General features: G+C 55.2%; 17 protein-coding genes. 6 read left to right on the top strand and 11 right to left on the bottom strand.

Going from position 1 to position 21,606, the window contains the following annotated elements; all coding sequences use genetic code 11:
* Positions 1 to 71 precede the first annotated feature (71 nt).
* The 5 genes from ACXAIA_RS11240 to ACXAIA_RS11260 all read right to left on the bottom strand — a co-directional run bounded on the left by ACXAIA_RS11240 (position 72) and on the right by ACXAIA_RS11260 (position 4,836).
* On the bottom strand, positions 72 to 719 hold the full coding sequence (locus tag ACXAIA_RS11240) for an LbetaH domain-containing protein (protein ID WP_475349407.1): 648 nt from the start codon (positions 717 to 719) through the stop codon (positions 72 to 74).
* Between the two features lie 3 nt (positions 720 to 722).
* Positions 723 to 1,535: a phosphonate ABC transporter, permease protein PhnE gene (phnE, locus tag ACXAIA_RS11245; RefSeq protein WP_475349408.1), complete on the bottom strand. Its 813-nt coding sequence runs from the start codon at positions 1,533 to 1,535 to the stop codon at positions 723 to 725.
* A gap of 69 nt (positions 1,536 to 1,604) precedes the next feature.
* A complete protein-coding gene (phnD, locus tag ACXAIA_RS11250; RefSeq protein WP_475343960.1) occupies positions 1,605 to 2,621 on the bottom strand; it encodes a phosphonate ABC transporter substrate-binding protein in 1,017 nt (338 codons plus the stop codon).
* Positions 2,622 to 2,691: 70 nt separating this feature from the next.
* Positions 2,692 to 3,537 carry a phosphonate ABC transporter ATP-binding protein gene (gene phnC / locus ACXAIA_RS11255; RefSeq protein WP_475343959.1) on the bottom strand — a complete coding sequence of 282 codons (846 nt, stop codon included), beginning with the start codon at positions 3,535 to 3,537 and terminating at the stop codon, positions 2,692 to 2,694.
* A gap of 303 nt (positions 3,538 to 3,840) precedes the next feature.
* Positions 3,841 to 4,836: an Ldh family oxidoreductase gene (locus tag ACXAIA_RS11260; RefSeq protein ID WP_475349409.1), complete on the bottom strand. Its 996-nt coding sequence runs from the start codon at positions 4,834 to 4,836 to the stop codon at positions 3,841 to 3,843.
* A 253-nt stretch (positions 4,837 to 5,089) separates the two neighbouring features.
* On the opposite strand from ACXAIA_RS11260, the gene ACXAIA_RS11265 reads away from it, so the two are divergent.
* Positions 5,090 to 5,515: an META domain-containing protein gene (locus ACXAIA_RS11265; RefSeq protein ID WP_475349410.1), complete on the top strand. Its 426-nt coding sequence runs from the start codon at positions 5,090 to 5,092 to the stop codon at positions 5,513 to 5,515.
* Positions 5,516 to 5,631: 116 nt separating this feature from the next.
* Here ACXAIA_RS11265 and ACXAIA_RS11270 read toward each other — a convergent pair whose 3' ends face one another.
* Entirely contained in the window at positions 5,632 to 7,302 is a 1,671-nt protein-coding gene (locus ACXAIA_RS11270; RefSeq protein WP_475343954.1) for a BCCT family transporter, read from the bottom strand.
* Between the two features lie 64 nt (positions 7,303 to 7,366).
* Complete coding sequence (locus tag ACXAIA_RS11275) at positions 7,367 to 7,780, bottom strand: universal stress protein (RefSeq protein ID WP_475343952.1); 414 nt, start codon at positions 7,778 to 7,780, stop codon at positions 7,367 to 7,369.
* Between the two features lie 859 nt (positions 7,781 to 8,639).
* Between ACXAIA_RS11275 and ACXAIA_RS11280 the strand changes: the two genes are divergently transcribed.
* From ACXAIA_RS11280 to ACXAIA_RS11300, 5 genes are all read left to right on the top strand, one after another.
* Complete coding sequence (locus tag ACXAIA_RS11280; RefSeq protein WP_475343951.1) at positions 8,640 to 10,229, top strand: ABC transporter substrate-binding protein; 1,590 nt, start codon at positions 8,640 to 8,642, stop codon at positions 10,227 to 10,229.
* Between the two features lie 196 nt (positions 10,230 to 10,425).
* Complete coding sequence (locus ACXAIA_RS11285; RefSeq protein WP_475349411.1) at positions 10,426 to 11,433, top strand: ABC transporter permease; 1,008 nt, start codon at positions 10,426 to 10,428, stop codon at positions 11,431 to 11,433.
* Positions 11,430 to 12,257, top strand: coding sequence for an ABC transporter permease (locus tag ACXAIA_RS11290; protein ID WP_008889682.1), 828 nt, complete (start codon positions 11,430 to 11,432; stop codon positions 12,255 to 12,257). Before ACXAIA_RS11285 ends, ACXAIA_RS11290 begins: the two co-directional genes overlap by 4 nt.
* Positions 12,250 to 13,881 (top strand): ABC transporter ATP-binding protein, encoded by a 1,632-nt coding sequence (locus ACXAIA_RS11295; RefSeq protein ID WP_475349412.1) that lies wholly within the window; start codon positions 12,250 to 12,252, stop codon positions 13,879 to 13,881. The genes ACXAIA_RS11290 and ACXAIA_RS11295 overlap by 8 nt, the downstream gene beginning before the upstream one ends.
* Before the next feature lie 98 nt (positions 13,882 to 13,979).
* On the top strand, positions 13,980 to 15,986 hold the full coding sequence (locus ACXAIA_RS11300; protein ID WP_475349413.1) for a CocE/NonD family hydrolase: 2,007 nt from the start codon (positions 13,980 to 13,982) through the stop codon (positions 15,984 to 15,986).
* 81 nt (positions 15,987 to 16,067) lie between these two features.
* Here ACXAIA_RS11300 and ACXAIA_RS11305 read toward each other — a convergent pair whose 3' ends face one another.
* The 4 genes from ACXAIA_RS11305 to bcoG all read right to left on the bottom strand — a co-directional run bounded on the left by ACXAIA_RS11305 (position 16,068) and on the right by bcoG (position 21,578).
* Positions 16,068 to 17,927, bottom strand: a complete 1,860-nt coding sequence (locus tag ACXAIA_RS11305; RefSeq protein WP_475349414.1) for an autotransporter outer membrane beta-barrel domain-containing protein — start codon at positions 17,925 to 17,927, stop codon at positions 16,068 to 16,070.
* A 214-nt stretch (positions 17,928 to 18,141) separates the two neighbouring features.
* Positions 18,142 to 19,086, bottom strand: a complete 945-nt coding sequence (locus tag ACXAIA_RS11310) for an alpha/beta hydrolase (protein ID WP_475349415.1) — start codon at positions 19,084 to 19,086, stop codon at positions 18,142 to 18,144.
* A gap of 129 nt (positions 19,087 to 19,215) precedes the next feature.
* Positions 19,216 to 20,667 carry a carnitine 3-dehydrogenase gene (locus ACXAIA_RS11315; protein WP_475349416.1) on the bottom strand — a complete coding sequence of 484 codons (1,452 nt, stop codon included), beginning with the start codon at positions 20,665 to 20,667 and terminating at the stop codon, positions 19,216 to 19,218.
* Positions 20,667 to 21,578 carry a 3-dehydrocarnitine:acetyl-CoA trimethylamine transferase BcoG gene (bcoG, locus tag ACXAIA_RS11320; protein WP_475349417.1) on the bottom strand — a complete coding sequence of 304 codons (912 nt, stop codon included), beginning with the start codon at positions 21,576 to 21,578 and terminating at the stop codon, positions 20,667 to 20,669. The genes ACXAIA_RS11315 and bcoG overlap by 1 nt, the downstream gene beginning before the upstream one ends.
* Between the last annotated feature and the right edge of the window lie 28 nt (positions 21,579 to 21,606).

Consider the following 21,606-nt stretch of genomic DNA (forward strand, 5'->3'; position numbering starts at 1 on the left):
GGGGAAAAGAGGCGCCAGATTAACTAGATTAACCTCCGGCGCGGATCTTATCACTGAGAAAGTCTGATCGCTTAGACCGTATCGTATTTCTGGCAGAAATCACGTACCGGAAGTGTCCGAAAGTCCTGCAGTCTTTCGCGCAGCATTTCGTGCGACCAGTCCCACCAGCGAATGCGCAACAGGGCATCAACAATATTCGCCTCAAACCTTGGGCGCAGTGGGCTTGCCGGAATGCCCGTCAAAATCGTATAGGGCGCGACATCCTTGGTCACCACCGCCCCCGATCCAACCACGGAGCCGATGCCAATCGTCACGCCGCCTTGCACAATCGCCCCGTGCCCGATCCAGACATCATGTTCAAGACGCACACGCTTTTCACGACGCCAGTCAAAGAAGGCCGGATCATCTTCGCCCAGTTCATAGGCGCTGGAACGATACTGGAAATGATGCATCGAGGCCCGGTCCATCGGATGCTGGCCCGGATTGATGCGTGTATGGGCGGCGATATTTACGAACTTGCCGATGTCGGAATAGATGATTTCACTATCATTCACGACATAGGAATAATCATCCATCCGGGTCTCGCGCATGGAGGTGCGTGCACCAACTTCGGTCCAGACCCCCATGTCGCAATCGACAACAATCGCACTGTCATCAATCGTGGGCCGCTCCGACAATGCCTTCATTGCCGGTTTGGCCTGCGTAATCTTGAAGCCCATGGATCAGGTCACCAGTTTGCGCAGACGCTGCGACACCATATCCAGCAGGCTGACAGAAATGATGATGATGATCATGACCGCAGCCGTTTCGGCGTAATAGAACCCGCGGATATATTCCCAAAGCACCATGCCGATACCGCCCGCACCAACAATGCCCAGCACCGTTGCAGAACGCACGTTCGATTCAAAGCGATACAGCGAATAGGAAATCCACAGCGGCAGGACCTGCGGGATCACGCCAAAGATGACTTCCTGAAGAGCATTGGCCCCCGTGGCCCGAATGCCTTCGACCGGCTCGGGATCGATTGCCTCGACCGCCTCGGAGAACAGTTTGGCCAGAACACCCGTTGTGTGAATCCAAAGGGCCAGAACACCGGCAAACGGACCAAGCCCGACGGCAACAACGAACAGCATGGCAAAAACCATTTCGTTGATCGCACGGAAGGAATCCATCAAACGGCGCACCGGCTGATAAACCCAGACGGGGACGATGTTTTCAGAAGAAAGAATACCGAACGGAATCGAACAAACGATGGAAAGCGCCGTCCCCCAGATTGCAATCTGGATGGTGATCCACATTTCTTCGACATACATCTTCCACATCAGGAAGTCGGGTGGGAAGAAGCCCTCGGCGAAGTCGACCATATTGCCGCTGTTTTCAAACAGCGCCATCGGACGCATGTCCGCCCCTTCCCACGACCAGGCCAGAAGACCCAGAATGAACGCCCAAAGCAGGAAGCTTGAAGCAGACCGCTTAAGATCGCGCGGCGGAAGGTCGATTGCGACAGATGATGTCGAAGAAATGCTGCTGTTCATCGTTTAAATCCCGGAAGTAAAAGCAAACGGGGAGCGCACCGATCCGTGCACTCCCCGTCGAAAGTCCGATTACTGATAAGCAACCAGAATGTCGAGCTCAGCAAGCTTCTTGTCGATTTCAGCAACACGCTCTGCTTTCTCTTCGTCAGAAAGCTCTTCGGTGTTCTGGATTTTCAGCTTGTCTTTGAAAAGGGCAAGCTGACGGATCGGGTAAAGCTGCGCGTTTGAGCTTTCCATGAATTTACCCATACCATCCTGAATACCGGCCAGCACTTTTTCCGCAGCAACGGTATCGCCCATGCGGCCGTAACCAAGGAAGAAAGCCTTGATCTCGGATTTCAGTTCACGCGACATGTCTTTGCGATACACCATCGGGTCAGACGGGATCAGCGGCGAGGTCCAGATGACTTTGACCTTATCAGTGATTTCCGGCTTGTTCATGTTCGTACGTGCAAGCTGCTCGGAGTTGTTGGCAGCAGCATCAACCTGTGCATTGGCAGTCGCCATCAGGTTGGTTTCGTGGTTCGCATTACGGACGGTTTTGAAGCAATCTTTCGGATCAGCACCGTTCTGTGCAAACACATAGTAGGACGGAACCAGGAAGCCCGAGGTCGAGTTCGGATCACCGATACCGAAGTTCAGCGAACCATCACATTTCAGAAGGTCTTCAAGCGAGTTCAGCTTTTCGTTATCTGCCTGGGTGATGATGTGGGAATAGTAACCGTTCGAACCATCAGATTTGGAGGTCTGAACGAAGACTTCGCCACCGGCGCGGTCAACGGCTTCCATTGCGGACTTGTTACCGAACCAGCCCACATGAACCTTGCCAAAACGCATGCCTTCGATGATGCCTGCATAATCGGGGGCGAAGAATGCCTCGATTTCCATACCGAGTGCTTCTTCCATGTCATCAATCATCGGCTGCCACTGGGCTTTGAGGTTCGAGCTCGACTCAGTCGAGATGAAACCGAACACCAGCTTTTCTGGATCCTGTTCGAGCGGCTTGTACTCAACATCGGCTTTGGCAACAAAAGAAGCCAGCATCGTGGCTGCAAATGCTGCGGATGCAATTGTCTTAACGTTCATAAGAAGTCCCCTGTCAAAATAGATTTGGACGTGTTTCGAGAAGATAAGGCAGTCATGACAACTGGCCCGGCTAGCTTGTTGCGACAGCCAGGTCCTTTTCTGCAACGTGTGACACAGCAGGTTCAGCAACCTCCATCGCGCCATCTGCAAAAAGTTCGGAAGAATGTTCGCCGTACAATTCCTGCAGGAATTGCGGCGTCAGTTCGCTTGAAGGTCCGTCAAAAACGACTTCACCATCGCGCATGGCGATGGTGCGTTTGCAGTAGTCCTTGGCGTAATCAACCTGATGAAGCGATACGATCACGGTGACATTGTCTTCGCGGTTCACACGATCAAGCGTGTTCATCACCTTGCGCGAAGATGCCGGATCAAGCGATGCAATCGGCTCGTCCGCCAGAATAAGCCGCGCCCCTTGGGTGATGGTGCGGGCAATCGCTGCGCGCTGCTGCTGACCACCCGAAAGATTACGTGCCTTTTTGGAGGCATGCGCATCAATACCGACACGCGAAAGGGCACCCATGGCCCGCATCTTTTCGGCCTTGGTAAACAGGCCAAGCGATCCGCGCCATGCCGGAACACGACCAAGAAGCCCCATCAACACGTTGGTCAGAACCGAAAGACGGCTGACCAGGTTGAATTGCTGGAAAACAACACCGATATCGGAGCGCACCTTGCGTGCACCGCGTGAAATCTTGCCATTTTCCTGAATGGTTTCGCCAAACACAGCGATCTTGCCGCCGTCGCGATCTCCGCGCAGCAAACCGGCAATATGACGGATCAAAGTGGACTTGCCTGACCCCGATGCGCCGATCAGGGCGACCATCTCGCCTTCGCGCACCTGCAGCTTGACGTCGCTAAGCGCGCGCTTGTCACGGGTAAAGCTTTTGTTCAGTCCAGAGATATCTACAACCAGCATCAAAGAGTCGCCTGAAAGTGTTTCGCTGGACCAAGAAGCTACGCACAAACCGCGACTCTACGGTGACACTGATGTTACAGTTCGATGATTACGGCGGGGATATCACCCCGACAACAATCAAACTTGTCTATACATCAAGTATTCATAGAAATATTCAGAAATGAAACAGAGAATAAATTTGTAACATATTTGATTTTTATCGACCTATTTGTGTGATGAATGTCATTTTTTGAACTCAGCACACAGTAACAGACCGGATAACCAAACCTGAAAGGTCGATTTTTTCAACAATCCGGACGGCTTTTATTTTATCTGGTTGATAACGTCGAGCACGTCGTCTTCGATATCAAGCCCATCCGTTTTGGCTGCTGCACGCGCCTGCTTGCCGCGACGCCCCGGCAGGCGAACGCCTTCTTCGGCGGCGATCTCGTTGGCGATATAGGCAAGATGATCCATCACATCGACACCACCAGTTGCCTTGGGATCAATCGCAATGATCAGCTGGCCAAGTGCAGGCGGTGCACCTTTGTCATCGAAAAGCGACGAAGACTGATGGCCAAATTGCGCACCGGTCAGACCAGCGGCCAGAAGCTCAACCATCATTGCAAGGGCTGCGCCCTTTACCCCACCGGCGGGGATCATCGTGCCATCAAGCGCCTTCTGAGCATCGGTGGTCGGATTCCCATCCACATCAAGTGCCCAGTCATCAGGAATTTCCGCACCCTTTTGCTTGGCCGCCATGATCTTGCCGCGCGCGACTCTTGAAAGGGCAAGATCAATAATGATCGGATCACCGGCATCCCCGACCGGCCCCCCAAAGGCAATCGGGTTGGTGCCAAACATCGGACGACGCCCACCCCACGCGGCCATCGCCGCCGGGGCATTGGCAAACATCATCGCCGCCAGGCCCTGCTCTGCCAGTCGCTCAACGGTCAGCCCCATGACCCCCGCATGATGTGATCTGTGGATCGACGCAATCGCAATCCCCTGGCTACGCGCCATATCGGGCAAATGATCCATCATCAGATCAAGTGCGGGATAGGCAAAACCATGCTGCGCATCAATCCGCAAAACGCCGGGCACGGGCTTTTCAAACACTGGACCGACCGTGCCATCGACTTTGCCGACCTTTGCCTGTGCCGAATAGGCCGGCACCCGACGAAATCCGTGCCCGCCTTGTCCGGATGCTTCTGCCGCCACCAGTGCCTTTGCGACCGAGGTGGCGTTTTCCGCGGTTACGTTACAACGCATCAGGGTATCACGCACAAGCGTGTGGGCATCTTCGAGCGAAATCTTCATCGGGGGCGGACCTTAGATTTTGTAAGCGGAAATAATGGCGCAAGGATCATGCGCCCGTGGGCCTTACAGCATAGTCGCAAGCCAGCCCCATTCGCAAAGGCGTTTTCATCCAAACGCCGCAACAGTCTGAAGCAAAGCCCATTGAAAATATGATACTATTGCCCGCAACCATCGGCATCAAAGCCGCACATGACCGGGCAAGCAACACAGGCATTCAGACATGCATCGTGTAAAACACAGGATCATCTCCCCGTTGGCCGTCACCGCCTTGATGTCGCTTGCGGCCTGCAGTGTGACATCAAATGGTGGCATGACAACTGACTGGTCGACTGTCACGGATCAGGAATGGCACCTGGTGACTGTGAAAGACCCAAGCGGCCCCTTGTCACCAACACCACCGGTCTTGGCGACGGCAACATTTTCAGACGACGGCATGGTATCGGGCAATGCCGGGTGCAATCAGTATTCCGGGGGCTACACACAAGCCGGATCGTCACTTGGCATCGCGCAGCTGGCCATGACGCGCAAGATGTGTATCGCAGAAGAAGCCATGAAGATCGAAAATGCGCTGAGCGGCGCCTTCGTTCTTGTTGACAGCTGGAATGTGATGGATGGCCACCTTGTTCTAAAGGACACGGACGGAAATGCAGTGATCGAATTTGCGCCCGGCACGCCGTAAGCCTTACCAACACTTCACAACGTCTGACACAACAAAAAGGGGCACCAAATGGTGCCCCTTTCGTTTGACGGTGTATCGCAGCTAACAGATCGCTGCGATACATGTATGTCGATAGCTTAGTCTTTGCCGTCGGTCGCTTCGGAGTTCGCGCCAACCGCCTTGGGTTCAGAGCGAAGACCCTGAATGATCGAGTAGCAGGCAAACAACAGCACAATCGCAAACGGGAAGCCCGTCGAGACGGCCATTGCCTGCAGTGCCCCAAGGCCACCGCCAAGCAACAGTGCAATTGCGACCAGGCCTTCGAAGGTGCACCAGAACACACGCTGCGGAACCGGCGCATCGACCTTGCCGCCTGCGGTGATGGTATCAATCACAAGCGAGCCGGAGTCCGACGAGGTCACGAAGAACACGATCACAAGAACAATCCCGATGAAGGATGTGATCGCCTGCATCGGCAGCTGATCAAGCATGGTGAACAGCTTGATCGGCAGACCTGCTTCGGCAATTGCCGAAACGCCTTCGGTCACCATGTGAACGGCGGTACCGCCAAAAGCAGTCATCCACAGAACACAAACCAGCGACGGAATGATCAGAACGCAGGTGATGAATTCACGGACCGTACGGCCGCGCGACACACGTGCGATGAACATGCCAACAAACGGTGACCAGGAAATCCACCACGCCCAATAGAAGGACGTCCAGCCTTGGCTGAAGTTGGCATCTTCACGACCGATCGGGTTCGAAAGCGCCGGCAGATACTCTGCATAGGACAGCAGGCTTGAGAAGAAACCGGTGATGATTTCCATCGTCGGGCCAACCGCCACAACAAACACGAGCAGAAGGGCCGCCAGGATCATGTTGATTTCCGACAGGCGCTTCACCCCGGCATCCAGACCAGCCAGAACCGAAATCAGTGCTACACCGGTAATCCCGATGATCAGGAAGACCTTCGAGGTATCGGAAACCGAAATCCCAAACAGGTAATCAAGACCGGCATTGGCCTGTTCCGCACCGAAACCAAGCGAGGTTGCGAGACCAAACAGGGTCGCAAACACGGCCAGAATATCGATGACATGACCGGTCCAGCCCCAAACGCGCTCGCCAAAGATCGGATAGAAGATCGAACGAACAGTCAGCGGAAGACCCTTGTTAAACGAAAACAGCGCCAGTGCGAGCGCCACCGTGGCATAGATCGCCCACGGATGAAGACCCCAGTGGAAGATCGTCGCGGCCATGCCAAGGTCAAAAGCAGCATCCGTATCACCGGCAGCAGCACCCAACGGCGCCCAGTCGGTACGCATGCCATCATCGCCGACCGAAATCCCGCCCATCGAGGACGTGAAATGCGAAATCGGTTCTGACACACCGTAGAACATCAGACCAATACCCATGCCTGCAGCAAACAGCATGGCAAACCAGCCGGAATAGGAATAATCCGGTGTTGCGTCCGCACCGCCAAGACGCACGCGGCCCAACGGTGAAACAATCAGGAACAGACACAACACGACAAATACGTTGGCCGCAGACAGGAAGAACCAGTCAAGCGACGATGTCAGCCAACCACGCAGGTCGTTGAACATCGGCCCGACACTTTCCTGAAAGGCCAGGGTAAGAAAGACGAAAGCAACAATTGCAAGACCCGAAATCAGAAAGACCGGGTTATGGACATCCAATCCAAATGGCCCGATCTCTGCCTGGATATTGTCCTGCCCGATTTCATATTCTGTATCAATCGGGTTCGCTGCACCGTCCGGGCTTTCTATGCCCGTGTCAGCTTCAGACCCCATTTGAAACTCCCTAGGTTAAATGAATATACAGCTACCCCGAGCCGTAATAGTTCGTCCGAATTCCTTAACGCACGAGGAATACGGAAAGATCCGAGTGAGACGCCACATATCCGCCATGAGATGCAAAGATATGGTCGGCAATACCGGGGACGTGCGATGCCATGACGATAACGTCGGCACCCAGTTCGTCGGCCTTGGCGACAAGTTCCTTGCTAAGATCCACTGCGGGATCATGCGAAATGTGGGCAACGGCCTTGGTGCTTACACCATGTTTGGACGCCAGATCCTCGGCAAATGCCTGCAGTTTCTGTTCGAATTCCTTTGGTGTATGCGCAACCGATGACGGTGTATTGGTACCGACACCGAGAAGGCTTATCTCGGCCTTGTAATGCTTGGCTAGATCGACCGCCGTTTTAATTGCTTTATCCAATTTATCAACGTGGGCCAAATCGACAGGCACGAGCATCTTCTGATACATTCATTCCTCCGTTATGTGCACCACCCCTGAAGTCCATGATTTCATGAAATATCAGGGTAGCGGCCGAAGCGTAACATTGACGGTGTTCAAAATCAAAAAGCGACTTTCGAAATTGTCCATAAACATTGCTGCAGTATTTCTTGCAACATTGCCCGCATAAGTTTGACAATATTTGCAGGTGAAATCTGGCTGGGTGGCTCGGTAATTCTGCACTTAACAGCGAATCGTTGATCCGAATATTTTTCGATTTCAAATGCAAAACCCGGGGCATCTTTGTGCCGATTTTCGATGTTCGAACCTGAAAATTTTAAAAATTTTTTCGCATTGAAACAGCCCCGTTTTCACGGCCCGTTTTTTCGCCCGTAAACCCCTTACCGGGTAAGGCATTTCTTGGAAAAATCCATCGGATATCTATTCTATTTTCCAGAGAACATTTCACGGCAAAAATCTATCTCCGGATGGCGAAAAAATGCAGCGCAACACGCACTTGGCTTGATGAGGCCTCATACTCGTGTCACGATGTCCGCGATTTGTGCACTGTCTGTCCCACACAACATGTGCTTCCAGCTCAGGACATCATAGGTTCTGGCTGGACATATTTGCTGGATACGCCTTGTAAAAGGCGAACATCCATGGCCGTGCACATTCCCGAAAGGGAAAATTATTGTGGCCAACGGGGGAGTTCAATAACTGCGCAAAAGCGGTGACATGACAAACCAGCGCGTCTTATCGCTGCATGTCCGTTTGTGTCTGAACGACACCCGACCCTGCACAACCAAGCACAACCAAATCGCGGGTGGGAACTGCCACAGCATTTAAATAATTCAGCAAGATCAAAAGCATCAGAGAAGGAACAGGGATGACTGACCCTATCAAGCATTTCGCGTCACGCGTCACAGCACATGAAATGAACCGCCGTGAATTCATCGGCCGTTCAATGGCCGCCGGCCTGACCCTTGCAGCTGCCACCAGCCTTTATGGCAAGTCCGCCTTGGCACAGGAACCCCAGCGCGGCGGCCACCTGAAACTTGGCCTGCAGGGTGGCTCTTCGACCGACGTTATTGATCCGGCGAAATCGTCTTCGCAATTTACCTTTGCCATGAACCGTAACTGGGGTGACACCCTGGTTGAATCGCATCCGAGCAGCGGCCTTGCCGTTCCGTCGCTTGCTGAATCGTGGGAACCGAATGCGGATGCATCTGTCTGGACCTTTAAAATCCGTAAGGGTGTCGAGTTCCATGACGGCTCCGAACTGACCATCGACGATGTCGTCAAAACCCTGAACCGCCACACCGACGAAAAGTCCGAGTCCGGCGCACTGGGTGTTCTGGGTTCGATCAAGGGCATCGAAAACAAGGGCGGTGACCTTGTTCTGACGCTTTCCGAAGGCAATGCCGATCTTCCGCTTCTGCTGAGCGATTATCACCTCGTGATCCAGCCGGGTGGTGGCTATGACAATCCGAATGCCGGTATCGGTACCGGTCCGTTCAAGATCGACAATTTCGAAGCTGGCGTGCGCGCGACGTTTGTGAAAAACGAAAATGACTGGCGCACCGACCGTGGCTTCGTTGATTCGGTCGAAATGATCGTAATGAACGACGCAACCGCACGTATGGCAGCCCTGTCATCGGGTCAGGTTCACTTCATCAACCGTGTTGATCCGAAGACCGTTGGCCTTCTTAAGCGTGCACCGAATGTCGAAATTCAGACCACTTCGGGCCGTGGCCACTATGTGTTCATCATGCATTGCAACACCGCACCGTTCGACAATAACGACCTGCGTCTGGCGCTGAAATATGCGATGGACCGCGAAACCATGGTCGAAAAGATCCTTGGCGGTTACGGCAAGGTCGGTAACGACTTCCCGATCAACGAAACCTATGCTCTGTTCCCGGAAAGCATCGAACAGCGTGCATATGATCCGGACAAGGCAGCCTTCCACTTCAAGAAGTCCGGCCATGACGGTTCGGTTCTGCTGCGGACGTCTGATGTTGCCTTCCCGGGTGCGGTTGATGCTGCGGTCCTCTATCAGGAAACCGCGAAAAAAGCCGGTATCGACATCGAAATCAAACGTGAGCCGGGTGACGGTTACTGGTCGAACGTCTGGAACGTTCAGCCGTTCTCGACCTCTTACTGGGGTGGTCGTCCGACCCAGGATCAGATGTATTCGACCGCTTACCTGTCGAGTGCCGACTGGAACGATACCCGCTTCTTCAACACCGACTTCGACAAGATCCTTCTCGAAGCACGTGCTGAACTCGACCAGAGCAAGCGTAAGGAAATGTACCACGACATGGCCCTGATGGTCCGTGACACCGGTGGTCTGATCCTGCCGATGTTCAACGACTTTGTGAACGCAACCACGACCAACGTCTCGGGCTTTGTCGATGATATCGGCAACGACATGTCGAACGGTTATGTTGCTTCGCGTCTGTGGATCAACAGCTAATCAGTCGGGGTGCCTTGCATCCCCATGATTGAAGACCTGCGGGATCACGGCCTTTTTGGCCGTGGTCCCCGTCTTGTTGTTCGCCTGTTTGTTTAAGACATGGTCTGATCGAAATTTCCAGATGGAGGCAAAGCACCCTTTGCCGTCCCACCCGTCTTGAATTTCCGTTCAGGCCACTAAGGGGGAGTATGTGTTCATGGCCAGTCCTTTGGCCGGCGTGCGAGCCGCGCGACACAGACTGAAAGAAACCCATCCGTTATCGGTACTGATTGCCGAACGACTGGGCTTGAGTGTGTTGTTGCTTTGGGCTGTTTCAGTCCTGATTTTTGCCGGCGTTGAAGCCCTTCCGGGCGATTTCGCCGAAACCTATCTTGGGCAGTCTGCGACACCGCAGGCAATTGCCAATATCCGTGAAGACCTTGGTCTGGATCGCCCGATCACCACGCGCTATTTCGAATGGCTTGGCGGGGTTGTTCAGGGTGACTTTGGCAACAGCTGGGCCAGCGGTGCCCCGGTGAGCGAACAGATCACCAAACGTCTTGGCAATTCGCTGTTCTTGGCGTTCTTTGCTGCAGCAATTTCTGTTCCGCTTGCAGTTGGCCTTGGCATGGTGGCGGTTCACTATCGCAACCGTATTCCGGATCGCGTGATTAACGTTCTGTCGCTTGCTGCGATCTCGCTGCCGGAATTCTTTATCGGTTATATCCTGATCGTGTTCTTTGCCGTTCAGATGGGTGTCGCGACATTCCCGTCCACGGTCTATGACAATATGGCCTGGTCGGAACGCCTGGCAGCGATTGCCTTGCCGACCGCCACCCTTGTGATGGTTGTTCTGGCCCACATGATGCGAATGACCCGTGCGGCCATCATCAGCGTCATGTCATCGGCCTATATGGAAACGGCCGAACTCAAGGGCCTTGGTGCCTTCAAGGCGATTGTCAAACACGCAGCCCCCAATGCCATTGCCCCGATTGTCAACGTGGTGGCCCTTAACCTTGCCTATCTTGTGGTGGGGGTTGTCGTGGTCGAGGTTGTCTTCGTCTATCCGGGCATGGGCCAGTATATGGTCGATGCCGTGACAGTGCGTGACATGCCCGTCGTGCAGGCCTGCGGCCTGATCTTTGCGGCGGTGTATATCCTGCTCAACATGGTGGCGGACATCGTCGCCATTGTCGCCAATCCGAGACTGAGGCATCCGCGATGAGATTACGTGAAATCCCGCTGACCGCCTGGATCGGAATTCTGGGCATTCTGTTCGCTTTTGGCTGTGCCGTCTTTGCCCCGCTCATCGCGCCCTATGGGGAACGTGAAATTGTTGCGGGTGTCTGGGAACCGGCCAGTGATCTTTATCTTCTGGGCACAGACAACCTTGGCCGCGATCTTCTTTCGCGCCTGATTTACGGTGCGCAGACGACCTTGTTCGTGTCGCTTGCGGCGTCAATCCTGTCGTTTTCGATCGGCATTTTCCTGAGCTTCACGGCCGCTGTTTCCGGCGGTCCGATTGATCAGGGATTGTCGCGTCTGAACGATTTGATGATGTCGATCCCGACGCTGATTTTCGCACTGGTCGTTCTGGCGGTTCTGCCGCAGAACATCTTCATCCTGATTGCCGTGATGGCCATTCTCGATTCAACGCGCGTCTATCGACTGGGGCGTGCGGTTGCGCTTGATGTTGCGGTGATGGAGTTCGTCGAGGCCGCGAAACTGCGCGGTGAAGGCCGGATGTGGATCATCTTCCGCGAAATCCTGCCCAACACGCTTTCGCCGCTTCTGGCCGAATTCGGGCTGCGTTTTGCCTTTTCGATCCTGTTCCTGTCGACCTTGTCCTTCCTTGGCCTTGGCATTCAACCGCCTGCTGCCGACTGGGGTGGCATGGTGAAAGACAACAAGGATGGCATCATCTTTGGCATTCAGGCCGCCCTTATTCCGGGTGGCGCGATTGCCGCGTTGGCCGTCTGTGTCAACATGGTTGTCGACTGGTTGCTGAAACGTACTTCCAGCCTGAAAGGAGGCCGCGGCGATGTCTGATCTTTTATCGGTACGCGATTTGCGCATTGGCGCGACCATCTTCCCACCGGGCGAAGCCCCGATGGATATCGAGATTGTCCACGGCGTTTCCTTTGATCTGCAAAAGGGCAAGGTGCTTGGCCTGATCGGTGAATCCGGTGCGGGCAAATCAACCATTGGCCTTGCGGCCCTGGCCTATGGCCGGGGTGGTGTGCGGATCACCGGCGGCGAAGTCCTGCTTGATGGCAAGGATATCCTGCCACTTGATAAAAAGGGTATCCGCAGCATCCGTGGGGCGCGTGTCTGTTATGTCGCCCAGTCGGCCGCGGCATCCTTTAACCCGGCGCACAAACTGGGCGATCAGGTGATAGAAGCCACCGTCGAACATGGCCTGATGACCCGTGAGGAAGCCCGCAAGCGGGCCGACTACCTGTTTGAAATTCTCGGTCTTCCGGACCCCAAGAATTTCGGAAGCCGTTTCCCCCATCAGGTATCGGGTGGACAGCTGCAACGTGCCATGACCGCCATGGCGCTGTGTTCCAAACCGGAACTGATCGTCTTTGACGAACCGACCACCGCCCTTGACGTAACCACCCAGATTGACGTTCTGGCCGCGATCAAGAACGCGATTGAGAAAACCGGTACAGCAGCCCTTTACATCACCCACGATCTGGCCGTGGTTGCCCAGATTTCCGATGACATCATGGTGCTGCGCAACGGCGATACCGTTGAATACGGACCGGTCCAGCAGATTATTGAGAACCCGCGTCAGGAATATACCAAGGCGCTGGTCAATGTCCGCCAGACCAAGCAGACCGAAGCCCGCGATCAGACCGACGCGTTGCTGAAGGTTGAAAACATCTCGGCGGCCTATGGCAACGGGGTGCAGGTTCTCCATGACGTTTCGCTGCATGTGCCGCGCGGTCAGACACTGGCAGTTGTCGGGGAATCCGGTTCGGGTAAATCCACGCTCGCACGTGTCATCACCGGGCTTCTGCCGCCGTTTAAGGGCAGCGTCAAATTCGGTGATGAGGAACTCTCCAACGCCCAAAAGGACCGCTCACGCGATCATTTGCGGCGCATCCAGCTGATCTATCAAATGGCGGATACGGCGATGAACCCGCGCCAGACCGTCGGGCAGATTATTGGTCGCCCGTTGCAGTTCTATTTCGGCATGCGCGGTGCGGAACGCAAAAAGGAAGTCATCAAACTTCTTGATGAAATCGAGATGGGTGAAGCTTTCTATGATCGTTATCCGGCCGAGCTTTCCGGCGGCCAGAAACAACGTGTGGCCATCGCACGTGCCCTGGCGGCACAGCCGGAACTGATCCTGTGTGACGAGCCGACCTCGGCCCTTGATCCGCTGGTTGCCGAAGGCATCCTTGATCTTTTGCTGCGCCTGCAGAAAGAACGTCAGGTGTCCTATCTGTTCATCACCCATGACATCGCAATTGTGCGTGCAATTGCCGATTCTGTTGCGGTGATGCTGCAGGGCAAGCTGGTCGATTTCGGTCCACGTTCCGAAGTACTGAACCCGCCATTTGACGATTACACCGACCTTCTTTTGAAATCGGTGCCGGAAATGGAACTGGGTTGGCTGGAAAAAGTTCTGGCCTCCCGCAAAATGGAAAGTGCCGGTCACTAAACACCGTGCAACAATCAAAAGGCGGCCCTCAATCAGGGCCGCCTTTTTGAATAAGCCCCACACCCTACAACGCGCCACCAAAAGGACGACGCCCCAATATGTCCGACCGAAATTTCACCGCTATTGAAAACACCTTTATCACCATTGCCGATGGCACCCGCCTTGCCGCGCGCATGTGGATGCCCGACAACGCCGAAAATGATCCGGTACCCGCCGTTTTTGAATTCCTGCCCTATCGCAAGGGCGACGGCACCTGTGCACGCGATGAGTCCACCTATCCCGAATTTGCCAAAGCCGGCATTGCCGGTGTGCGGATTGATATTCGCGGATCGGGTGAGTCTGACGGTGTGATTGACGGCGAATATACCGAACTTGAACTGGCCAATGCCTGCGAACTGATTGCCTGGATTGCAGATCAACCGTGGTGCAACGGGTCGGTTGGCATGATGGGGATTTCCTGGGGCGGGTTTAACTGCCTGCAGGTCGCAGCCCTTAATCCCCCGGCACTTAAGGCGGTGATTTCCATAGCATCCACCGTCGACCGGTATAATGACGACATCCATTACAAAAATGGCTGTCATCTCGGCGCGCAGCTCTCATGGGCGGGCACCATGCTGGCCTATCTGTCGCGCACGCCAGATCCGGCACTGGTCGGGGATGACTGGCGGGCAATGTGGCTGCACCGCCTGAAGGAAGAGCCGTTCTTCCTTGAAGAATGGCTGCAACACCAGACCCGCGATGACTATTGGAAGCATGCCTCTATCGGCGAGGATTTCGATGCGGTCAAAATCCCGTCGATGGTTCTGGCCGGTTGGGCGGATGGCTATCGCAATACCCCGATCCGCGCGATTGAAGGCATGCCCGATCGCGCCAAGGCGCTGATTGGCCCCTGGGTGCACAAATACCCGCATTTCGCATGGCCCAAACCGCGTGCCGATTTCACCGGCGAAGCCATCAAATGGTGGAACAAATGGCTGCGCAGTGATGAGAACGGCATCGATGAACTGCCCCAGATGCGCGCCTATATCCTTGATGGCCCGAAACCGGCCGTGCGCCGTGACTTTGACCCGGGTTTCTGGATTGGCAAGGACACGTGGTCAAAACCCGACACCCGGACGCTTTATGTCAATGACGGCAAACTGGGATTCGAGCCGGAAAGCTACGATGCCCCGGCCGCGGACATTTACCTGAAGTCGCCGCTTGATACCGGCACCGCGTCGGGCGAGTACTTTACCCTGAAACCCGACGTCGAAATGGCGATTGATCAGCGTTCTGATGATGCCGGGTCGCTGGTGTTTGAAACCGCCCCGCTGGAAGCCGAAATCGATCTTCTGGGCCGTCCGGTTGTAAAGCTTGACGTGGAATGCGACGCGGACTGGTCAAACCTGTGCGCACGCCTTGTTGATGTGCATCCCGATGGCACGGCAACCCGCGTATCGTTCGGGGTGCTCAACCTTGCCCATCGTGATCTCGATGCCAACTATGCCGATCCCAAACCGATGCCGCGCGGCAAGAAAGTCACCATTACACTGGTGCTCGATGCCTGTGGTTATCGTTTCAATGCCGGGCATCGCATTAGGCTTTCGCTTTCGACATCCTACTGGCCGATGATCCTGCCGCCGCCCTTCGATGCGGGCCTGACGGTCGCGCCGTCTTCGATTGCATTTGATCTGCCCTTGCTGGGCGCGCACGAGAAGATCGAAGTCAAGGAACCGGATAATCCCGATCCCCTGCCGAAATATATCGAACACAAACCGAGCCGCACGGAACGCAGCGTTCAGCGCAATCTGACGCAGAACGAAACGCGGTATCGTATCTATGAAGATACCGGTCTGTTTGAACATCCGGACTCGCGCCTTGCGACACGTGAGGTGCGCAGCGAAACCTGGACGATCAATCCGCTGGATCCGACGTCTGTAACCGGTGAGGCCGCCTGGACCTGTGATCTTGAACGCGATGACTGGTCTGTACGCACCGATTGCCATGCGGAACTCAAATGTGATCGCGACAACTGGTATGTCTCGGCCTGGGTGATCGGCTATGAGGGAAGCGAACAGGTGTTCGAAAAGAAGTGGGAAAAAACAATCCCGCGAAACTTCATGTAAGCACACCAAAAACAAAAGGGCCGGTCTCCCGGCCCTTTCTTATGCTTAGGCTATCTTGCTGCAAACCGCATCGCACCAGGTTCAGAACTTCAGATCAAGAGTGGCTAGCATACTGGCTCTTTGTGCCGCCGGATCGCCGGACACACTGAGCTTACTGGAAAACCTGTCATCAAGATCAATCAGTGTCGCCCCAGCAGAAATTTCCGGAGCCCCGCTGTCTGACAGGCTGGTACCGACATAAGGTGACGCTACTGCTGCAAAGCCGCCATCGGCCGCAGAGACCTGAAAACCATAAGCAACGAAAGCACTCACCGTGTATTCGCTGTAATCGTCCCGACCAACCAGTCGTGAACCTTCGATAGAACTCGACAGGCCGCTTCCGCCTGCTGCTACGCGTAGGCCGCCACCAAGATCAAAAGCCCCGGCATCACCATTGGTCTGGTCTGTAAAATCATGGACATAAGCTCCCTTCACAAAGGGTATCAGAGCCGTTTCACCTATTTGAGCCGGATAAGCCAGTTCGACATTTGGCTTCAACTGCACAGTATTGACCGAGGATTCCGCAACCTGGCTGCCGTCACTTTCGGTGTAGGCATCAAGCGTATTGCGTGACGTCAACGCACCTAGCCCGCCCGTGACCTGAAACGGGCTTTCTGCTATCGGCTGGAACGTTTGGCGTATATCAACCTGCAGATACCAGCTTTGGCTGTCGGTATTGCCTGTCACGCTCGTATTACGGCTCCTGGCCACATCCCCGAAAGCATAACCCGCAATAGCAGAAAATGTCAGCGTTTCGGACGGAGTGTAGATAACATAGGGAGACAGGTTCCAAGTGTCTTCTTCGTAGGTGCCGGTTTCAAAGGTCGTCGTAATATCGGTTTTGGCATAGCCAACCGATATACCAGCCACGAACGCCGACGAAAAGCGGTAGTCCGCACCCAAGTTGTACCCCCAGACGCTGCCATCGTAACGGTTATCCTCGCCCGTCCGGTTGCGTGTGTTTTCGACATCGGTAAAGGACCCATACCCCCAGATCGTGATCGGACTTTCAGTCGATAAGAAAATGCGTTGTTCTGGTCCGCCAATCGGGGAATCAGCGGTATCGGCGGCAGCGAGAGTCCGTGACGTATCGAAGGATGCGAGCATCGCCAACCCGCGCAGGGTTGTGCCATTCGTTTGGAATGGCGGCTCATCGTCTGTATCGAGACCGGCCATGCCGAACTGCTGCGTTGGTGTAACGCCATCTGGCTGTGTGCCTGGGACGGTTCCGCTGGGAATTATACCACCGGAACCAGGAGCACCACCCGGACCAGCCGCCACATTGGATACGCGCGACCCGAAATTCTGGCCAATCACCACAGATTGCGACCGCGTAACCGATCCCTGAACGGCGCGTTGGGCCGTAGACGTATCCTCCGACGAGGACGCGTCCGCAGTCGTTATCGCCACCGAGGCACTGTTGTAGGTGTAGCTGGCGCCTCCACCGGCAACCGTCAGAGAAACTGTCATCCGAATAGTTGACCCGTTCTCGCCATCAATCGTGACTGTCTCGGTTTCGGTACCGTTGACAGCACGGTCAATTTCACAAGCAACACCCGCAGCGGCGGTAAAAGTGCCAAGACTACATCCTCTATGCGCGGTATTGCTGGAGCCGCCGCCCGTCCCCATAATGAATTCCTCGGAGTTGCCACCCGTCTGGTTCCGGAACGTAATATCGAACTGACCAGTAAGCACGGCGACCGAGTTACCTTGCATGGCGCAAGTGCCGCCACTGTGATCGTATTGAAGACTATTGAAGGCGTTCGATGCAACCCCTGCCAAACCCGTGCATGTGATTGTCGTAGTTGCCGCAAATGCGTGACGCCCATCACCGATCATGAAGACATAAAAGACGGTCATCGCCAAAAGCAGCGACGATGGCAGTTTCGCAATATTGATCATGCAGGTCCCCCCGAACCGTTATGCACCCAAGCGGTCTAATTGCGCGCAAAAATGGATTTCATAAAATGATTATAAACTAAAAGTTTTCTTGGGATCAATATCTTATCAGTTACAACGAACGCCGCGCGGTTCCAGCACGCGCAAACTGTCCGCCCTGTGTCGCTTCTTTTTGCTCGGGTACGCATTTGCGACCCAAGGTGGCGTAACCGGCCTTCTATGCGGTCGCCAGCATCTCCGAAATGGCTTTGCACAGATGCCGGAAGGCTGTTTTCGCCCCCGGGCTCATATGCCGGGCACGCAGCCAGCCATGGATCATTTGCGGTTCTTCGCGGTACTGCACGGAAATGCCTGCACGGGCAAGGCGGGCAGTATATTCACGGCCATCATCGCGGAGCGGATCAAAATAGGCCGCGGTAATAAAGGTCGGCGGCAACCCACGCAGATCATCAACCGACAATGCATGGGCAAACGGATCATCCATCGGCGCCTTGAGCACATCACGATAGTAGATCACATCATCGGTGCTTAAACCCGGCGCACTGGCCATCTGCCCATAGCTTGGCCAATTCAAATCCCCGCCAAGAGCCGGATAAATCAGGGCCTGCCCCAGAACGCGATTGCCAAAGCCCTCTTCGCGGGCGCGAACGGCGATCCCGGCGGCCAGCATCCCCCCGGCACTATCCCCGACCAGCACGATTTTCTTGCCTGATGCCAAGATGCTTTGAGTTACCTTGTGGCAGTCTTCGTGCTGGGCTGGCCAAATATGTTCGGGGGCCAGGCGATAATCAATGGCGATCAGTTCAGCCTCTGCCGCCTGGGAGATTTCGGCGCAAATCGCATCATGGCTGTCGCGCGATCCAACGACAAAGCCACCGCCATGCATATAGACGATCTTGTGGTTTGCGGCGCAATCAGCCGGGCGGTAATGGCGCACCGGTACACCGGCAATCTCGTCGTCTTCGACCTGCATGCCTGCCGGATGGGCGAAGGCAAATTCTGTACATAGCGCATCATACCAGCTGCGCTGCTGATCAATTGAAGCCGCCACTGCGTCGGGCGGATAAAACCCGTCACATTTGGCAATGAAGGCGCGAATGCCTTCTTCCTCTGGCATCGGGTCATAGGTCATTTCGGAGGAAACCTGATCAGAATTGGCCATCAACGGATCCTTGTGGGCAGAGACTTGATGTCTCAGCCTAACGCGGAAGCCCCCGCAGTTAAAGACTGCAGGGGCAACTCACAGCGCAATTGTGAACTGGTTCCAAGCGACTCAGTTCAAGGCACCGGCCTAGCCAATTGCGCGGCCAAGCTGATCGGGGTTGGGCAGACTTGAATGGCGTTTGGCCATATCCGCCAGATTGGTCGCCACCAGGCCAGTCGGCTCGGAGGTGCGACGGGTGGTAAGGTCGACATGCAGCAAGAATGTCTCGACAGTTGCAGCAACCGCACCCGCATCATTGATCAGGCGATGGAACAGGTGCAGCTTCTTGCCCGCACCATTAATCAGCTGTGTCGTGACACGGACATGATCCCCGGCACTGATTTCCTGCAAATAGCAGACATGGGTTTCGACCGTGAAATAACTGCCACCCTTGGCGATATAGTCGGCATCCGCACCAACCATCTCCATGAAGCGGTCGCTTGCCTGTGAGCTGACTTCGACATAATGGGCTTCGTTCATGTGCCCGTTATAATCCGTCCAGCTTTGCGGGATCCGACGATCCCCGGTCACAGGAAGATCATCCAACGGTGCTGGGTCGGGCAAAGCTGCCTCGTGATCATTGATCGTGCCCCCGGCACCACTGCCCGATTTCTTGAGCGCGCGCATCATGCCAACAAGGTTGTCATCACGCAGGCGTTCAAGGTCACGGATGCTAATGTGACCGGATTGATCATCGGATTGCTGCGCAATACGGGCTGTCAGTTCCGGGGTCAGTTCCGGAACATCCATCAGCTTCGTCCATGGCCATTTCAGGGCCGGGCCAAATTGCCCGATGAAATGTTCCATCCCGGCTTCACCACCGGCAATACGATAGGTTTCAAACAGCCCCATCTGGGCCCAGCGGAGACCAAAACCAAACCGGATGGCATCATCAATTTCCTCGGTCGTGGCGACCTCGTCATGAACAAGCCACAGCCCTTCACGCCAGACCGCTTCAAGCAAGCGGTCGGCAATATGCGCATCAATTTCCTTCCGCACAACAAGCGGCTTCAGCCCGACGGACCGCAGTACCTCACACCCGGTCGCGAGCACCTCGGCATCGGTTGCTGCCGATGGCACCACTTCGATCAATGGCAGCAAGTAAACCGGGTTGAACGGATGGGCGACAACGATATGTTCGGGCTTGATCGAACCTTGCTGCAACTCGCTTGGCTTAAAGCCCGATGTCGATGAGCCGATCAGACAATCAGTGGGCGCATGGGCCTGAATCTGTGAGAGGATCTTGTGTTTAAGCGCAAGCTTTTCAGGAACGCTTTCCTGAATCCACTGCGCTCCGGTCACCGCCGTTGCCATATCGTCATGGAAGGTCAGTTTGCCTTCAGTCGGCAGGGCGCGGTCATAAAGGGCCGGCAAGCTGCGACGTGCGTTTGCCAGCACCTCATTGATTTTGCGTTCGGCCTGTGGGTCGGGATCGAAGACTGCAACATCCCAACCGTTGAGCAAGAATCTCGCGGCCCAGCCACCGCCAATCACACCACCGCCAATGATGGCGGCTTTTTTAATTGCGGTCGCAGACATCAGCGCGGCTCCCGCTTGGTCAGGCCAAGCTTCTTGCGGACCGCATCCGGGCCGATCACCGTGGCGCCCATGCCCTCGATAATGCCGACTGCCCGTTCAACCAGCTGGGCGTTGGTGGCAAGCACCCCCTTGGACAGATAGATATTGTCTTCCAGACCAACGCGCACATTGCCCCCGGCCAGTACCGATGCCGCAACATAAGGCATCTGATCACGCCCGATGGAAAAGGCCGACCATTCCCAGTCTGACGGCACATTGTTGACCATCGCCATAAAGGTATTGAGATCATTGGGCGCCCCCCACGGGATGCCCATACAAAGCTGCACCAGTGCCGGGCTTTTGAGAATGCCCTCAGATACCAGTTGCTTGGCAAACCACAGATGACCGGTATCGAATGCCTCGATCTCTGGTTTGACGCCAAGATCAGTCATCATCTGGCCCATGGCGCGCAGCATGCCCGGCGTATTGGTCATGACATAATCGGCCTCGGCAAAGTTCATCGTGCCGCAATCAAGAGTACAGATTTCCGGCAGGCAATCGGCGATGTGAGCCATGCGATCACGCGCCCCGATCATGTCGGTTGCGGCTTCATTGACCGGCAGCGGTGCCTCGGTCGAGCCAAAGACGATATCGCCGCCCATACCCGCCGTCAGGTTCAGGACAACATCAGTGTCGGCGGCCCGCACCCGTTCGGTCAGTTCGCGGTAATATTTAACGTCGCGTGATGGTGCACCGGTTTCAGGGTCGCGCACATGGCAATGCACCACCGCAGCACCGGCCTTGGCGGCATCAATCGCGCTGTTGGCGATCTGCTCTGGCGAGCGCGGCACATGCGGCGATTTGTCCTGTGTGCCGCCCGACCCGGTTACGGCGGCGGTAATGAAGACTTCCTTGTTCATCGAAAGCGGCATGTTGGCCTCTCTGGCTTTTGGGATCATT

It is taken from the genome of Thalassospira sp. ABL2_045 (assembly GCF_056161285.1).

What these genes read in the sequence shown, in the direction of transcription:
- ACXAIA_RS11240 (WP_475349407.1), bottom strand. Translation starts at nt 719, where the DNA reads ATGGGCTTCAAGATTACGCAGGCCAAACCGGCAATGAAGGCATTGTCG.
- phnE (WP_475349408.1), bottom strand. Translation starts at nt 1,535, where the DNA reads ATGAACAGCAGCATTTCTTCGACATCATCTGTCGCAATCGACCTTCCG.
- phnD (WP_475343960.1), bottom strand. Translation starts at nt 2,621, where the DNA reads ATGAACGTTAAGACAATTGCATCCGCAGCATTTGCAGCCACGATGCTG.
- phnC (WP_475343959.1), bottom strand. Translation starts at nt 3,537, where the DNA reads ATGCTGGTTGTAGATATCTCTGGACTGAACAAAAGCTTTACCCGTGAC.
- ACXAIA_RS11260 (WP_475349409.1), bottom strand. Translation starts at nt 4,836, where the DNA reads ATGAAGATTTCGCTCGAAGATGCCCACACGCTTGTGCGTGATACCCTG.
- ACXAIA_RS11270 (WP_475343954.1), bottom strand. Translation starts at nt 7,302, where the DNA reads ATGGGGTCTGAAGCTGACACGGGCATAGAAAGCCCGGACGGTGCAGCG.
- ACXAIA_RS11275 (WP_475343952.1), bottom strand. Translation starts at nt 7,780, where the DNA reads ATGTATCAGAAGATGCTCGTGCCTGTCGATTTGGCCCACGTTGATAAA.
- ACXAIA_RS11280 (WP_475343951.1), top strand. Translation starts at nt 8,640, where the DNA reads ATGACTGACCCTATCAAGCATTTCGCGTCACGCGTCACAGCACATGAA.
- ACXAIA_RS11285 (WP_475349411.1), top strand. Translation starts at nt 10,426, where the DNA reads ATGGCCAGTCCTTTGGCCGGCGTGCGAGCCGCGCGACACAGACTGAAA.
- ACXAIA_RS11290 (WP_008889682.1), top strand. Translation starts at nt 11,430, where the DNA reads ATGAGATTACGTGAAATCCCGCTGACCGCCTGGATCGGAATTCTGGGC.
- ACXAIA_RS11295 (WP_475349412.1), top strand. Translation starts at nt 12,250, where the DNA reads ATGTCTGATCTTTTATCGGTACGCGATTTGCGCATTGGCGCGACCATC.
- ACXAIA_RS11300 (WP_475349413.1), top strand. Translation starts at nt 13,980, where the DNA reads ATGTCCGACCGAAATTTCACCGCTATTGAAAACACCTTTATCACCATT.
- ACXAIA_RS11305 (WP_475349414.1), bottom strand. Translation starts at nt 17,927, where the DNA reads ATGATCAATATTGCGAAACTGCCATCGTCGCTGCTTTTGGCGATGACC.
- ACXAIA_RS11310 (WP_475349415.1), bottom strand. Translation starts at nt 19,086, where the DNA reads ATGGCCAATTCTGATCAGGTTTCCTCCGAAATGACCTATGACCCGATG.
- ACXAIA_RS11315 (WP_475349416.1), bottom strand. Translation starts at nt 20,667, where the DNA reads ATGTCTGCGACCGCAATTAAAAAAGCCGCCATCATTGGCGGTGGTGTG.
- bcoG (WP_475349417.1), bottom strand. Translation starts at nt 21,578, where the DNA reads ATGCCGCTTTCGATGAACAAGGAAGTCTTCATTACCGCCGCCGTAACC.